The organism is Deltaproteobacteria bacterium (assembly GCA_016709225.1).
GTDB classification, from domain to species: Bacteria; Myxococcota_A; Polyangia; order Nannocystales; family Nannocystaceae; genus Xiheibacterium; species Xiheibacterium phototrophicum.
This window is the reverse complement of record JADJEE010000001.1, coordinates 1,692,066-1,706,358: the sequence shown is the minus strand read 5'-3', so window position 1 is coordinate 1,706,358 and position 14,293 is coordinate 1,692,066. Positions and strand designations below refer to the sequence as shown.

At 71.9% G+C, this 14,293-nt stretch carries 11 protein-coding genes and 1 pseudogene; 3 read left to right on the top strand and 9 right to left on the bottom strand.

Annotated features, from left to right (window positions below):
* Nucleotides 1-5 precede the first annotated feature (5 nt).
* Together IPH07_07020 and ftsY are read right to left on the bottom strand one after the other, a co-directional pair.
* Nucleotides 6-890, bottom strand: a complete 885-nt coding sequence (locus tag IPH07_07020; GenBank protein ID MBK6917133.1) for an outer membrane beta-barrel domain-containing protein — start codon at nucleotides 888-890, stop codon at nucleotides 6-8.
* Between the two features lie 743 nt (nucleotides 891-1,633).
* Nucleotides 1,634-2,980: a signal recognition particle-docking protein FtsY gene (gene ftsY / locus IPH07_07015; GenBank protein MBK6917132.1), complete on the bottom strand. Its 1,347-nt coding sequence runs from the start codon at nucleotides 2,978-2,980 to the stop codon at nucleotides 1,634-1,636.
* 305 nt (nucleotides 2,981-3,285) lie between these two features.
* Here ftsY and IPH07_07010 point away from each other — a divergent pair, with 305 nt between their 5' ends.
* Both IPH07_07010 and IPH07_07005 read left to right on the top strand, forming a co-directional pair.
* Nucleotides 3,286-7,107 carry an AAA family ATPase gene (locus IPH07_07010; protein MBK6917131.1) on the top strand — a complete coding sequence of 1,274 codons (3,822 nt, stop codon included), beginning with the start codon at nucleotides 3,286-3,288 and terminating at the stop codon, nucleotides 7,105-7,107.
* Between the two features lie 44 nt (nucleotides 7,108-7,151).
* Nucleotides 7,152-7,846 (top strand): annotated as a pseudogene (locus tag IPH07_07005) (queuosine precursor transporter).
* Here IPH07_07005 and IPH07_07000 read toward each other — a convergent pair.
* The 7 genes from IPH07_07000 to IPH07_06970 form a co-directional block, all read right to left on the bottom strand.
* Nucleotides 7,843-8,859 (bottom strand): flippase-like domain-containing protein, encoded by a 1,017-nt coding sequence (locus tag IPH07_07000; GenBank protein MBK6917130.1) that lies wholly within the window; start codon nucleotides 8,857-8,859, stop codon nucleotides 7,843-7,845. The pseudogene IPH07_07005 and the gene IPH07_07000 overlap by 4 nt on opposite strands.
* Nucleotides 8,856-9,896 (bottom strand): flippase-like domain-containing protein, encoded by a 1,041-nt coding sequence (locus IPH07_06995; GenBank protein MBK6917129.1) that lies wholly within the window; start codon nucleotides 9,894-9,896, stop codon nucleotides 8,856-8,858. Before IPH07_06995 ends, IPH07_07000 begins: the two co-directional genes overlap by 4 nt.
* Before the next feature lie 67 nt (nucleotides 9,897-9,963).
* Nucleotides 9,964-10,272: a YfhL family 4Fe-4S dicluster ferredoxin gene (locus tag IPH07_06990; GenBank protein MBK6917128.1), complete on the bottom strand. Its 309-nt coding sequence runs from the start codon at nucleotides 10,270-10,272 to the stop codon at nucleotides 9,964-9,966.
* 113 nt (nucleotides 10,273-10,385) lie between these two features.
* The gene (locus tag IPH07_06985; GenBank protein MBK6917127.1) at nucleotides 10,386-10,805 is read right to left on the bottom strand and encodes a hypothetical protein; all 420 of its coding nucleotides are present in this window, start codon (nucleotides 10,803-10,805) and stop codon (nucleotides 10,386-10,388) included.
* The gene (locus tag IPH07_06980) at nucleotides 10,802-11,797 is read right to left on the bottom strand and encodes a hypothetical protein (GenBank protein MBK6917126.1); all 996 of its coding nucleotides are present in this window, start codon (nucleotides 11,795-11,797) and stop codon (nucleotides 10,802-10,804) included. Before IPH07_06980 ends, IPH07_06985 begins: the two co-directional genes overlap by 4 nt.
* Nucleotides 11,751-12,959 (bottom strand): DUF3570 domain-containing protein, encoded by a 1,209-nt coding sequence (locus tag IPH07_06975; GenBank protein ID MBK6917125.1) that lies wholly within the window; start codon nucleotides 12,957-12,959, stop codon nucleotides 11,751-11,753. Before IPH07_06975 ends, IPH07_06980 begins: the two co-directional genes overlap by 47 nt.
* An 8-nt stretch (nucleotides 12,960-12,967) precedes the next feature.
* Nucleotides 12,968-13,216 carry a DUF4266 domain-containing protein gene (locus tag IPH07_06970; GenBank protein MBK6917124.1) on the bottom strand — a complete coding sequence of 83 codons (249 nt, stop codon included), beginning with the start codon at nucleotides 13,214-13,216 and terminating at the stop codon, nucleotides 12,968-12,970.
* 111 nt (nucleotides 13,217-13,327) lie between these two features.
* Between IPH07_06970 and IPH07_06965 the strand changes: the two genes are divergently transcribed.
* A complete protein-coding gene (locus tag IPH07_06965; protein ID MBK6917123.1) occupies nucleotides 13,328-14,020 on the top strand; it encodes a (d)CMP kinase in 693 nt (230 codons plus the stop codon).
* The last annotated feature ends 273 nt before the right edge of the window (nucleotides 14,021-14,293 follow it).

Sequence of the window (14,293 nt, the reverse complement as noted above, 5' to 3'; positions counted from 1 at the left end):
ATGCCTCAGCGCGGTTTGACGTACTCGAACTTGGGCGGCAGGTAGAAGCTCACCCCGAGATAGAAGACCACGTTGAAGGCGGCCTTGAAGTCGGCGCCCTTCTTGGCGGCATCGGGATCACGGAAGTTGGGGTTGTCGACGCCGCCGGCGCTGTCGTCGGGACCGCGATTGATGGGCTCCTGTTTGTCGGCGTAGACCCACGTCCGCACGCCGGCGTTGACCGACAGCCAGTCGATGCGACGGGTGTAGAAGCGGCCGTTGACACCGAACTGACCGCCACCGGTCACGGTGCGGAAGGGCTCGTGCAGTGCGGCGTAGCGCGGCAGCACCTGCGTCTGCGTGGCACCACCGCCGATCGTGACGCTGCCTTCCCAGTGCAGCAGCGCGCGATTGAAGATCGCGATCTTGCCGTAGAAGGGGTTGTACGTGAAGTTCACGCTGGCCTGCCACAGCACCTTGTTGGCGGTGAGCAGCAAACCTTCCTGCTTGCGGATGTTCTCGTAGCGCGGCGTCTTGGCGCCGACGAGACCAGTGCCGGTGAGGCCGACCGCCATGCGGTTGTGGAACCAGTAGTTGAGGTCGAGCCCGAAGCTGTAGTGGCGAACGTAGGGGTCGTTCACCGAGATGCCGATCTGCGGCATCAGCTCGAAGCGCTTCTTCTTCAGCATCCGCTGGCGCTGGACGACGTTGATCTGGCCCATCTCGGCCTTGATCTGCTTGGCTTCGGAGTCCTTGTCCTCCTTGCCGGCTTCGCCGTCGGCGGGGACGGTCTTGTCGTCGCCGCCGAGGACATCACCGAGGTCACCGCCGTCGCCAGCGTCACCGGTCGGCGTCTCGCCGGTCGGCGTCTCGCCGGCCGGCGTCTCGCCTTCCATTTCGTCGTCGACCACCACGACTTCGTCGTCGCCGCCAGCCGGACCAGCGTTGCCCGCTGTTCCGACTGCACGTGCGTCCGCAGAGGCGGAAGCGGGAAGGGTCCAGAGGACCGCGAGGGCCACCGTCGGGCCCGTCAGGATGCGTCGCATGCTCACCTCAGACACGGGTCGAGAACTCGGAGGAAGGAACGTGTGCAGTCGCGAATGCCTGGGAGATAGGCCCGTGGACATGGTTTCTCGGCACGAGGGCGACGGGACCGTACCACAGCGCTCTATAGGTCACAACGGGGGAAGACGGCCGTGCGCTCGCATCTTCTTCTCCGGCTTCGGCCTTGGCTTCGGCTTCGGCGAAGCGCTGGCGGGACGTCGCGGGGGCGTCGCAGGATGGCCGCGAGCGGGATGTCACCCGCGTGCGCGATGGCGCGGTCGCGCGGCGCAGCCGTGGCGACGGTGCATGGATGCGTGGCCTCGAATCCATCACCGCATCCATGGTTCGAGCGGGGATTCGAGCGGGGATTGGATCGGGCTGCATCGGTCCCGACGTGCACGGCTGCGGACACGGTTTCGCGTCGACGCACGTCGCGGTGCCCGTTCGTTGCGCAGTGCCGTGGATCCCATGCTGTCGCACGCCCGCGGGGTGAAACGCCGCAACGCTGACCGGTCCGCCGTGCAAGCCGATGCGCAGCGTGCCTGTGCACGCTCCCCCCGGGGCGTGGCACGGCCGGGAGTGCCCGTGGGTTCCGGGGCAGTACGCTCGTTCAGTCATCCGCACCCACGGCGCGATCGCGGTCGGCGAAGAGTGCCGCCACGTAATCTTCGGGATCGAAGGGGCGCAGGTCGTCGACGCCCTCGCCGACGCCGACGTAGCGGATCGGCACCTGCAGCTCGTCGCAGACCCCGAGCACGACGCCGCCCTTGGCGGTGCCGTCGAGCTTGGTCACCACGAGGCCGGTGAAGTCCGTGGTCTCCTTGAAGAGCTTGGCCTGCGCGAGGGCGTTCTGGCCGATGGTCGCGTCGAGGACGAGGAAGGTGTCGTGCGGCCCGGCGACCGCGTCACGGGCCGTCGGCGGCAGATCCTGGGCGATGGCCTTGGCGACCGCGCGGCGGACCTTGCCGAGCTCGTCCATCAGCTCCTTGCGCGTGTGCAGTCGACCGGCGGTGTCGCACAGCACCACGTCGTGGCCCTCGCGTCGACCCCGACGGATGCCGTCGTAGACGACTGAAGAAGGATCGGCTCGCTCGTCGCCGGTGTGGATGTCGCAGCCGACGCGGCGCGCCCACACGTCGAGCTGATCCACGGCGCCCGCACGGAACGTGTCGCCGGCCACCAGCAATACCTTGCGCCCCTCGCGGAGGTGGGCCGCGGCGAGCTTGCCCAGCGTGGTGGTCTTGCCGACCCCGTTGACACCGATCATCAGCAGCACGTAGGGCGCGTGCTCGGGCGTGAAATTCGACGGCGCCGCCGGGATCTTCACCACCTCGAGCGCGGCCTGCTCGAGCGCGCGCCAGACCGCCTGCGCGTCGGCGGTGTCGCTGCGGTCGAGTACCTCGCCGACACGATCCATCAGCTTCTGCGCGACCCCGGTGCCGATGTCGGCGGTGAACAAGACCTCTTCGATCTGATCGCGCAGCGCCGTGGTGACCTTGGGCTTGCCGAGCACCAGGCGTGCGAGCTTGGCGACGAAACCACCGCGCGTCTTCTCGAGACCGCGACGGATGCGTTCGCGATCATCCTCGCGATCGCCGTGGCGGCGCTGCTCGACGCTGGGCCGATCGAGCCCCGGACGCTCGACCGGCAGCGGTGCGCGTGCAGCCTCGTCGCGCGCTGCCGTGGGTACGGTGCGTGGGAGCTTCGGTGCGGTGTCGGCCACCGGCGCGCGCGGTGACGTCGACGCGGGCGCGGCGTCGGGATCGCGGGCGCTCGCGGCATCATCGTCACGCGCACGCGAGACGGCCGGCGACGGTACGACGGGCGGTGTGCCGACGGCGTCGCGATCGCGCGTCGATGCAGCGTCGTCACGCGCGCGGCCGCGCAGCCACGCCACGCCGACGATCGCGATCACCACGATCGCGACGACCAGCACCACGGCGAGCTCGGGTCCCATCGGCGTGGGCGCAAGCTTCGCCAGCGGACGCCCACCGGCGCAAGTCCCCGCGTCTCGCGCGAGCGGCCGCGGTGGGTGGGAGATCTCGCGCCGCCGGGCGGTTACCCACGCTCGGGCCCCCCGGCGCGCGGGTAACCGTCGGGCGAGGCGGCGGACGCCGTCCGCGGGGCGCTCGGCCACGCCACGGGTGGGCCCGCACGCCCGCGGTGGCGCCCTGGCGTGCGGCCGGGCCGGGCTTTCCGCGGCTCGGGCGTTGGTGTATCCGGTCGGTGGCGTCGGGTTTCCGCGACGGACGAACGAAGCGCATGCGGCTGAAGAAGATCGAGGTCCTGGGGTTCAAGTCGTTCGCCGATCGCCAGGTCGTGGTCGTCGACGATCACATCACGGGCGTCATCGGACCCAACGGCTGCGGCAAGTCCAACATCGTCGACGCGATCCGTTGGTGCATGGGTGAGCAGAGCGCCAAGCACCTGCGCGGCAGCGGCATGGCCGACGTGATCTTCGCCGGCTGCAGCTCGCGTGGCCCCGCCGGGCTCGCCGAGGTCACGCTCACGTTCGCCAACACCGGCGACGCACCGCCGCCGTACGGTGATCTCTCCGAGATCGCGCTGACGCGGCGCCTGTTCGCCGACGGCACCAGCGAGTACCTCATCAACAAGGTGCCCGCGCGTCTGCGCGACATCACCGACCTGCTGGCGGGCACCGGCGTCGGCACCAAGGGCTACTCGATCATCGAGCAGGGCCAGGTCGGCAAGATCGTCAGCAGCAAGCCCGAGGATCGCCGCTCGATCATCGACGAGGCCGCCGGCATCACCCGCTTCAAGGCGCAGAAGGCCGCCGCGAGCCGGAAGATCGAGGCCACGCGGCAGAACCTCCTGCGCGTGCGCGACGTGGTCGCCGAGCTCGACGACCGCCTGGGGACCCTGCGGCGTCAGGCGCAGAAGGCCGAGCGCTACAAGAAGTACCGCGAGGAGCTGCGCGACCTCGAGCTGTGGCACGGCGCGCACCGCTGGCTCGAGCTGGGCGCGGCCCGGAGCGTGCTCGATGCCCGCCGCTCGCTGCTGCTGCAGCAGATCGACGACGTGCGCGCCTCGCTGGCTGCGCGCGACGCCCAGACCGCCGCGCTGCGGGTGAGCGCGACCGAGACCGAGCAGCAGCTCATCGAGCTGCAGCAGCAGGTGTTCGACGTCGACAACCGCATCCGACTGCGCGAGGCCGAGGACGACTATCGTCGCCGCGAGCGCGACGCATCGATGGCCAGCGGCACCCAGGCGCGGGCCGAGGCCGACACCGTCGCGCGCGCGGTCGAGCAGGTCCGCGGTGAGCTCGAGCTGCTCGACGCGGAGCGCCGCGAGCTCGGCCACGAGCGGGGTGAGGGCGGCGAGCAGGGCGTGGTCGAGGAGCTCGGCGCACGCCTCGAGCGGGTCGAGGGCGAGCTCTCGCTCGAGCGTTCGCGCCGCGACGCGGCCGCCCGCGAGCTCGGCGAGCGCGGCAGCGCGTTGTCGGCCGCCCGCGCGCGCACCGACGCCATCGCCGAGGCGATCGTCGGCGCCCAGGGGCGCGCCAGCGCGTTGTCCGAGGGGCTCACCGCGACCGCGCAGCACGAGCGCGAGCTGTCGCGTCGCAGCGAGGAGGCGCTCGTGGCCCGCGATGCCGCGAGCGCCCGCGCCGAGGCGCTGCGGGCGGAGCGGGTCGCGCTGGAGCGCCGCCGTGCCGAGCTCAAGGAGCACCTCGCGGCGGTCGAGGTCGAGCTCGACACCGGGCGTGCGGAGGTCCATCGCGCGCGCTCGCGGCTGCAATCCCTCGAGGAGATCCAGTCGCGCTACCGCGGCTGCGCCTCGGGTGTGCAGGTCGTGATGGAGCACCGCGACGAGCTGCGGGCGCCGACCCAGCTCGAGGCCGGCGCGGGTGGGGGCGTCGCCGCGGCGGCGCCGGCCATCGGCATCGTCGCCGATCACCTCGAGGTGCCGCAGCACCTCGAGGCCGCGCTGTCGGCCGTGCTCGGCGATCGGCTCGAGGGCATCGTGGTCGACGCGCCCGACGAGGCCGCCCGCGGCGTCGAGCTGCTCAAGCGCGCGCAGGAGGGGCGACTGTCGTTCCTGCCCCGCAGCTGCCGTGTGCCCGGCCCCGCGTCGACCCGCGCGACGCAGGCCGAGGGCGCGATGCTGGGCTGGCGCGATCCGACCGCGGCGCGCAGCGGCGGTGCGATCGATCTCGTCGACCTGTCGCAGGACCGCTCGCCCGACGAGCTGCCGCCCGACGACGTGGGCGCGGCGGGCCGCGACGTGACCGACGGCCCCGCGCCGTCGGTGGCGGCCGCCTCCGTGCCGACGAGCGCCGCACCCGAGCCCGGCGTGCTGGGCCGGCTGCGCGACCTCGTCGGTTGTGGCCCCGCGCTGGGTGAGCTGCCGGCAGTGCTGTTCGGCGAGACCGTGGTCGTCGAGGGGCTCACGCGGGCGCTCGAGCTGTGGCACGCCCGCCGTGTGCGCGCGCCGATGGTCACGCTCGACGGCGATCGCGTCGACGAGAGTGGTGTCGTCACGGGCGGCTCGCCGACCGCCCTCAACGCGGCCCTGCTGCAGCAGAAGCGAGAGATCCGCGAGCTGCAGGAGATCCTCGCGTCGCTGCAGGAGGCCTTCGAGCAGACCCGCGGTCGCCACCTCGCGATCGCCGGGAGCCTCGCCGACGTCGAGGCCGAGCGCGAGCGCAACGAGGCCGATCACCTCGCGGTGCAGACCCAGGCCGCCGCCGCCGAGGCCGAGTGCGGCGCGATCGCGGCCGAGCTGCAGCGCGTCCAGCAGGACCTCGCCGCGCGCCGCGAGCAGCTGTCGGCGACCGAGCGCGACATCGAGGCCCGCATGCGCGAGTCGGCCTCGCTGCAGCACACCATCGGTGAGCTGCAAGCGCGCAACGAAGAACTCACCCGCGACGTCGATCAGGGTGGCGGTCGCATCGAGTCACTGGCCCACGAGCGCGACCTCGTCGCCGCCGAGCTGACCGAGGCCAAGGTCGCGTTGGCACGCTGGCAGCAGAAGAGCGACGCACTGGCCGGCACCGCCGAGCGACTGCACCGGCAGATCGAGAGCGAGCGGGTGCGGCTCGATCGCCTCGAGGAGACCGCCAGCCGCGCCAGCGCGCGCGCCGAGGAGCTCGCGGCCGCGTTGGCGGCGTCGGCGATCGAGCGCGAGGCCCTGGTCGAGCACAGTCGCGAGGCCACCGCCAAGGTCCACGACGTCCGCGAGCGTCACGACGGCATCCGCCTCGAGCTCGAGGAGATCGAGAACTCGATGCGGACCCTCCGCAGCGAGCTCGACGGCCACCGCGAGCAGCAGCAAGAGGTCGAGCTGGGGCTGCGCGAGAACCAGCTCGAGCTGTCGCACCTCCATGTCGACGTGCGTGAGCGGCTCGACGTCGAGCTCGTCGAGGTGCTCAGCGACTATCACGATCGTCGCCAGTGCGGTGAGGTCGAGCGCGAGCGGGCGGCCGAGCTCAAGCGCGTCATCTCGCGCATGGGCGAGGTCAACCTCACCGCCATCGAGGAGTTCGAGGAGGTCTCGGTGCGCTACGAGTACCTCACGCGGCAGCGCGACGACCTCGAGAACTCCGTCACGCAGCTGCAAGAAGCCATCGATCGCATCGACAAGACCACGCGTCAGATGTTCCGCGAGACCTTCGCAGCGGTCGACGAGAAGTTCCGACAGATCTTCCCGCGGCTGTTCGCGGGCGGTCGCGCGGAGCTCAAGCTCACCGACCCCGACGACATGCTCAACACCGGCATCGAGATCGTTGCGCAACCGCCCGGCAAGCAGCTGCGCAGCCTCGACCTGCTCTCGGGCGGCGAGAAGGCGCTCACCGCCACCAGCCTGATCTTCGCGATCTTCCTCATCAAGCCGAGCCCGTTCTGCCTGCTCGACGAGGTCGATGCGCCGCTCGACGAGGTGAACGTCGGTCGCTTCAACGGCCTCGTGCGCGAGCTGGCCGCGAACACGCAGTTCGTGATCATCACCCACAACAAGGTCACCATGGAGATCGCCGATCGGCTCTACGGCGTCACCATGGAGCAGCGCGGGGTCTCGAAGCTGGTGTCGGTGAACATTCGCCGCGCGGTCGAGATGGCCTACAACTGAGGCGCCGGCCCCGGGCCCGCGCGACGTAGTAGGCTTGTCGGGCGATGAGCGGTTCGACGAGCACCACCCCGAGCTGGTCGCCAACCCGTCGCGACGCCGTGTTCCTGCTGCTCGCGGGGGTCTTCATCGCGCACGCGCTGCTCGGCGAGATCCTGGGCGGCAAGCTGGTGCGCGTCTCGGGCTACGTGATGAGCGTCGGCGTGGTCCCGTGGCCGTTCGTGTTCGTCACCACCGACCTCGTCAACGAGTATTTCGGGCCCCGTCGGTGCGTCGACTGACGCTCTTCACGATCGGGCTCATCGTCTACGCGTTCATCATCATCTTCGCGTGCATTGCGGTGCCGACCGCCGACATCTCGCCGGTCTCGCAGGACGCGTTCGATCAGGTGCTCGGCCAGTCGATGTGGATCATCGTCGGCTCGCTGGTGGCGTTCGCGACCAGCCAGCTGCTCGACGTGGTGGTGTTCATGTTGGTGCGCACGCGGACTGCGGGGCGCATGCTGTGGCTGCGCGCCGTCGGCTCCACCGTGGTCTCGCAGCTGGTCGACACCTTCGTCATCAACACCATCGCGTTCGGGCTGTCGGGCAAGCTCGGCGCGGGCGACGTGCTGGCGCTGTCGGTGACCAACTACACCTACAAGTTCGGCATCGCGATCGCGACCCTGCCGCTGGTCTACCTCGGCCACAGCGTGGTCGACCGATTCTTGGCCGCCGACGGGCGCGGGCAGGGGCCGGCCTAGCGGCCCGCGGCGTCGACCGGCGCTGCGGCGGCCGCCGGTGGCACGCGCCAGCGCCAGCTCAGCACCGTGATGAGCGCGAAGTTGACGATGATGGTGCCGCGGGTGGCGATCACGAACACCGCGATGTCGGCCGGTGCGACCCCGAGCACCGTGAGCGCGCCGGCCCAACCGCCCTCCTGCAGGCCGAGTGCGCCGGGGGTGATGCCGATGAGGCCGGCGAGCTGGGCCAGCGGCGCCGACGACAGCAGCACCATCGCCGAGAGCGTGACCCCGAGGCCCGCGCCGCCGCCCCAGTACTGCAGCATGATGGTCGCGTAGCGGGCCAGCGACAGCATCGTCACCCGCAGCGCGAGCGGACGATCGACCGCCGGCACCTCGATCGCGTCACGCTCGCGTCGGATCCACCGGCGCACGCGCAACGCAACCACGACCATCAGCCGCAGCGACGCGATCGAGACCAGCGAGAACACCACCACCAGCGCCACCAGCGAGCTCCACGCCGCGGCCTCGTCGAGCCCGCCGGCACGCCAGGCCAGCGCCCAGCCCAGCAATACCGCCGGCAGCACCAGATCGAGCACGCGTTCGAGCACCAGCGGCGCGAGCAGTCGACCCATGCTCTCGCTGCTGCCGGCCGCGCGCAGGCTCGCACTGCGCCCGACCAGGTCGACCACCAGCGAGGGCAGGAACTGACTCAGCACGCGGGTGTACGCGAGGTGGTGAAAGTACACGCCGTAGGGCAGGAGGGTGGAGGTCATGGTCTCGCTCAGCAGCTGCCAACGCCGCGAAGTGACCGCGTTCGCGAGCACGCTGCCGACCATGCCCACGCCCCACGCCCACGCCACGAAGCGCAGGTGCGGCGTGCCGCCGGCCTCGAGCAGGAACCACAGCACCGCGCCGAGCAGCGACAGGCCGAGCACGAGTCGGACGATGATGCGGAGCCATCCGAGGTTGCCCAGCTTGCCGAGCGTGGCTTGCGTGCCTTGCTGGCCCGGCGGCACCGCGTCGTCGCTCATGTCGACCCCTGCTGCGGTGGCCGAGCGCGCCACAACGACGCGATCGACACGCCGGTGCTGCGTTGGGCGAGCAGCCCGACCGCGACGATCGAGCCCAGCTGGCCCGCGTACAACCAAAATGCCAACACGCTGCCGCGATCGTGCACCAATGCCCGCGAGGCGACCAGCAGCAGCCCCACCGCAATGCCGCCCTGGAACACGCCCATCTGCGCGGGGCCGCCGGGCAGCGCGAGCGCGAGGTTCATCACCGCCGTCACCAGCGCGGCCTCCTGCAGCGACAGCGGCAGGCCGCAGCCGCCCGCCAGCCACCACAGCGCAGCGACGTTGGTGGCCCAGTAGGCCAGCGTCGTGAGCACGAAGCCGGGCCACGCCCGCGGCCCCGACAGCGCCGCGAAGCCCTCGCCGATCTGCGCCAGCAGGCCGTCGATGCGATCGAGCGGCGCGACCGCGCGACCGCGCCGCAGCGGCGACGACAGCCGCCGCCACAGCCGCGGCCAGCGGGCGAGCACCACCAGCCCCGACAGCACCATCGCGAACAATGCGGTCGAGATCATCGCGGCCAGCTCGACGCGCGCGGCGAGGGCGTCACCATCGTCGGCGAGTCCGACACCGACCGGGGCGGTCGCGAAGAACAACGCCGCCACCACGAAGCCGTCGGCGATGCGCTCGACCGCGACCACCGCGAGCGTGCGACCGACCGCGATGCCGTGGCGCTGCGCGACCATGAGCGGCCGCGCGAGCTCGCCGAGCCGCAGTGGTAGCACCGCGATCCACAGGTAGCCCGCCAGGCCGATCGCGACCGCGCTGCGCCACGAGACCTCGCCGAGTCGCCGCAGCAAGAACCACCACCGCAGCGCCCGCAGGCCGTGGTAGGGCACCAACGCCAGCGCGAAGCCCAGCAGCACCCGCGGCGCGATCGCAGGGTCGGCGGGCACTGCCGCCATCAGCGGCCACACCACCCACAGCAACGCGCCGCCCAACACCGACGACACCGCGAGGCGCAGCCAAAGGACCCGCGCTGCGCTGGGTTCGACCATCGTCGGGGTGGCGCGAGTCTACGTCAAACCGCGCGCGGGGGCGCGGCCTGGCGCGGCCGCGACGGACTCACTTGCTCTTGCGGAAGCGCGACTGGCCCGGCGGCAGATCGGCGATCGACGGCCAGGTCTTGTCGGGGTGGATCTTCTGCGCGCGGTCGTACAGATCGTCTTCGCTCTCGCGCCGACCGGGGTCGGGGATGCAGCACTCGACCGGACACACCGCCTGGCACGCCTCGTAGTCGTGGAAGCCCACGCACTCGGTGCAGAGGTTGGGATCGATCACGTACTTGTCGTCGCCCTCGGAGATGGCCTCGTTCGGGCACTCTGGCTCGCAAGCGCCGCAGTTGATGCACTCGTCGGTGATATGCGTGGCCATGGTGTTGGGGTCACGAGCATATGCGACCGGGGCAGTGGGTCAAGCACGAAGACGGTGCGTAAACGCTCGGGTCGTGCGTCCCGCGAGCGATCGGGCATCCGCACCCGGATGCGTCACGCGAGCATGCGTTCGAGCTCGTCGCAGGCGCGCTCGAACTCCCGCAACGCGAGCCCGAGGTGGGCGCGGGCACGCAGCACCAGCACCAGCGTGAGATCGTCGGTGCGCGGCAGCGTTGCACCGAGCAGACACCCCTGCGAGGCCTCGACCAGCACCGTGTTGCGATCGAAGCCGCGCCGGCGTGCAACCACCTCGATCGCCAGCAGCGTGCGCGCGCACTGGGCCCCGGCGATCTGCAGGTCGAGCTCGTCGATTGCAGTGGCGTCGTGGGCGTAGTCGATCGCATGGCCGTCGCGATCGGTGAGCACCGCGCCACGGGCCCCTGCGACCCGCCCGACCACCTGCGCCATCACCACGCCGAACTCGGTCTCGAGGTGCGGCGTGATCGTGCCGGTGGCGCGCGGCTTGGTGGTCACGGCGCCCCGCCGCCGTCGCTGGCGATCAACGCGACGTGGCGCGTGCGCAGCTGCTCGAGCCAGCGCCCGAACGCCTCGGTGCGCCACGGCAGCAGCACCGCCTCGCGGACCTCGGCGTCGAAGCCGGGGTCGTCGGGGCCGCGCGCCGGCAGCACCTCGAGCACGAGCGCGAGGTGGACGCCGAAGCGCGTGGTGAACGGTCCGCGCACGCCGGGCGTGGGCCCGTCGCCGATCACCGCGGTCCACTCGGGGGCGAAGCGGGGCTCGCTGCAGCTGCCGTCGGCGGCGGGGGCCACCGCACAGGCTGTGAGGTCGAAGCCGCCACCGCCCTCGCCGCGCAGCACCACGTCGTCGTCGGGGTCGTCGTGCTCGAGCCGCAGCATCGACAACATCAGCGCGCACGCCTGTGGATCGCCCAGCGGCACCGTCGCCTCGACGTGGCGGCGCAGAGTCGCGATCACCTCGGTCGCGCGGGCCTCCCAGCCGGGTGCGGCGAGGGCGGCCGCGAGCGCGTCGCCCTCGAGCTTGCCCGGCGGCGTGGCGATCACCTGACAGACCCGATGCAGGCGCGGGTGCACGAAGCGGCCGTCGGCGCGCGCGCGTTGCAGCATCGGGTCGTCGTCGGGGATGTCCTCGGCGCCGTGGCTGGCCTCGAACAGGTCCGCCAGCGCGACGCGGGCGGCGGCGGTGCGCGCCAGGTGGGCGCGGCGGGACGGCGAGAGCAGGGCCTCGGGGAGGTCGGCGCCGGCGAGCGCATCGGCGGCGATGCGTCGACGCGCCTCCACGCGCTGCCGCGCGGCCTCGGCGTCGAGGCCGTCGCGGGCGGCGACCATCGCGACCACCCGCGCATCGTCGCTGCGCGCGACCGCCTGTGTGAGGCTCGGGCCCTGCGCGCGCTCGCAGCCGCCGTGCGCGAGCGCGACGGCCAGCAGCGCGCCCGCCGGCTCAGAACGCCAGCGACAGCGCGAGGTTGCCGATGCGGGCGTTGCCATAGCGGTTGTTCTGGAACGCGTGGTTGTAGGTGGCCTCGAGGTAGCCGCCCTCGAGCCAGTGCAGGCCCTTGTGCCGGGCGATGCCGTCGAACTCCCAGGTCAGCTGCAGGCCCGGCGTGTGCGAGTCCCACGGCATCACCTTCACGTCGGCGGTGGCGCAGTTCTGCGGCGCGTCGCGGGTGCACTGCGCGTCGCCGTCGACGTACTGCCCGTCGGCGCGCCAGAAGAACGCGGCGGTCTGCTTGTAGTAGCGATAGCGGGCGCGCAGCACCAGGTGCCGGGCGACCCGTGCGTGCACGCGGAGCTCGGGGCTGTGCGCGCGCATGCCCCAGTCGTCGGTGTAGAAGGCGTAGAACGGCTCGATCACCAGGCGCGCCTGCGGGATCATCCATCGCACGCTCGGGGTCAGCACGACGCGGTTGCGCACGTGCGGATGGGTCTCCTCGATGCCGCCCAGGAAGCCCTCGCGGTAGGGGTTGTCCTGCGGCCCGACCTGGTGCGCGACGTTCACGTGGAAGCCCGCGAGCACGGTCTTGTGCAGGGTGTGCGAGTAGTCGACGCCGAACAGGTGCACCTGCAGGAAGTTGCTGCCGATGCCGGTGCCCTTGGCGCGGCAGTCCTGCGGCGCGATCGCACCGCCGCACCACGGCTGTCGCACGTCGATGTTGTTGACGATGCGGTAGACGCGGTCGATGTTGACGGCGTACGAGGCGGTGAGGTTGATGTTGCGCTGCAGGAAGTCGCGTCCGACCGACACGCCGGCGGCACGGCTGGCGTAGTCGGTCTCGGTGGAGTAGCGGAAGAAGCCGCCCAGCTGCCACTCGCCGAGCTTGGAGCCGACCGTGGTGGTGAGCTCGTGGCGGATCTCGTGGAAGACCTTGTCGCCGCCGGTCACCTGCGATGCGCCCGAGCCGATCGAGGCCGAGCTGATCGCGTCGAGCAGGTAGCCGGCGCCGAGCGTGAAGCGTTCGTCGGGCGCGTCGGCGCTGAGCTGCACCATCGGCTGCAGCACGCGGGTCGACTTCTCGCGGTAGTACTGCCCGCGCATGGTCGCGCGGTTCTCGGCCTGTGCCGCGCCCGGGCGCGCCAGCCACAGCGTGACGAGCCACAGCGCCCACGTCAGCGCGCGCAGCCAGCGGGGAGTCGTGCTTCGAGCCCGCACGCGCGCGTTCATCCGCAACCGCAGCCGCCGCCCGCACCACCGTGACCGCCCATCGCGCCGTGGCGCGCGGCCTCGATGTGGGAGTGCCACACGTCCTCGTGCGCATCGGCGGCGGGCGTCATCTCGGGCTTGCTGAGGTACTCACGCTGCGAAGCCTTCACGCTCACGCAGCCCGCCAGACCCCACGTCAACACCGCCAACGCCACGCGCGTGCGTGCGCGTCGACCGGCACGCGCGCGCTCGCGACGTGCGCCCATGGCTTGCAAAGGACACATGCCCGAACGCTACGTCACGCACCTGGGCACCGACAAGCGGCGCTTGTCGCCACGCTCGGGCGATGGCAGGCTTGCCGCCGGCCTCGCCCCCCGATGACGCAGCCCGACGACGCCGGACGCTTGGTGGTGATCGATGGCCCCGCGGGTGCCGGGAAGACCTCGGTCGCGCAGCGGGTGGCCCGTGCGCTGGGGCTGCCCCTGCTCGACACCGGCGCGATCTACCGCACCCTCGCGCTGGTCGCCCGTCGCCGCGGCGTGTCGTGGGACGACGCGCAATCGCTGGCCGCGCTCGCGCAGGGCTTGCCGATCCGCTTCGGCGAGCTACCGCCGCCGGGGCAGCCGCAGCCGGTCGCGTGGGGCGACGAAGACGTCACCGCCGCGATCCGAGCGCCCGACATCTCGCAGGGCGCATCGAAGGTCTCGGCGCACGCGCCGGTGCGCGCGGCGTTGCTCGAGATCCAGCGCGAGCTCGGCCGTCGCGGCTGCGTCGCCGAGGGGCGCGACATGGGCACCGTGGTGTTCCCGTACGCACGGCACAAGTTCTTCCTCACCGCCGACCTCGGCACGCGGGCGCGTCGTCGCCACGCCGAGCTCGTCGCCAAGGGCGGCGAGGTGCCGGCACTCGCGGAGGTCGAGCGCGAGGTTGCCGAGCGCGACGCGCGGGACAGCGAGCGCGCCGCGGCGCCGCTCAAGCAGGCCGACGACGCGGTGCTGCTCGACAGTTCGCGCCTGGGCGTCGACGCGGTGGTCGAGACCATCCTCGCTGCGGTCCGCCGCGGCGGCTGAAGCGTCGCGCCCGGCCGCGCGTGCGCGGCTCCGGCCCCGGCCCGCGGGCGCGCCCGAGCCCGACCCGCCGCGTCCGGCCCCGAGCCGCCCGCGTGGGCCACGAATGCTGCGGGTGCGGTTGACCGCCCCGGGCAAACGACCTACCGTCCGCACCTCGCGCGTTCGCCCGGCCGAGCGTCGCCCACACCAGTGGACGGCGAAACGGTACGGGCGCGTGGACCCGCCCCCTCGGAGCGTCTCCCCACGACCGGCCGCGTGAAATCAAATCCGAGC

Coding starts and splice junctions, on each gene's coding strand:
- ftsY (MBK6917132.1), bottom strand. CDS start 2,980: ATGGGACCCGAGCTCGCCGTGGTGCTGGTCGTCGCGATCGTGGTGATC.
- IPH07_07010 (MBK6917131.1), top strand. CDS start 3,286: ATGCGGCTGAAGAAGATCGAGGTCCTGGGGTTCAAGTCGTTCGCCGAT.
- IPH07_07000 (MBK6917130.1), bottom strand. CDS start 8,859: ATGAGCGACGACGCGGTGCCGCCGGGCCAGCAAGGCACGCAAGCCACG.
- IPH07_06995 (MBK6917129.1), bottom strand. CDS start 9,896: ATGGTCGAACCCAGCGCAGCGCGGGTCCTTTGGCTGCGCCTCGCGGTG.
- IPH07_06990 (MBK6917128.1), bottom strand. CDS start 10,272: ATGGCCACGCATATCACCGACGAGTGCATCAACTGCGGCGCTTGCGAG.
- IPH07_06980 (MBK6917126.1), bottom strand. CDS start 11,797: ATGGCAACGCCCGCATCGGCAACCTCGCGCTGTCGCTGGCGTTCTGAG.
- IPH07_06970 (MBK6917124.1), bottom strand. CDS start 13,216: ATGGGCGCACGTCGCGAGCGCGCGCGTGCCGGTCGACGCGCACGCACG.
- IPH07_06965 (MBK6917123.1), top strand. CDS start 13,328: ATGACGCAGCCCGACGACGCCGGACGCTTGGTGGTGATCGATGGCCCC.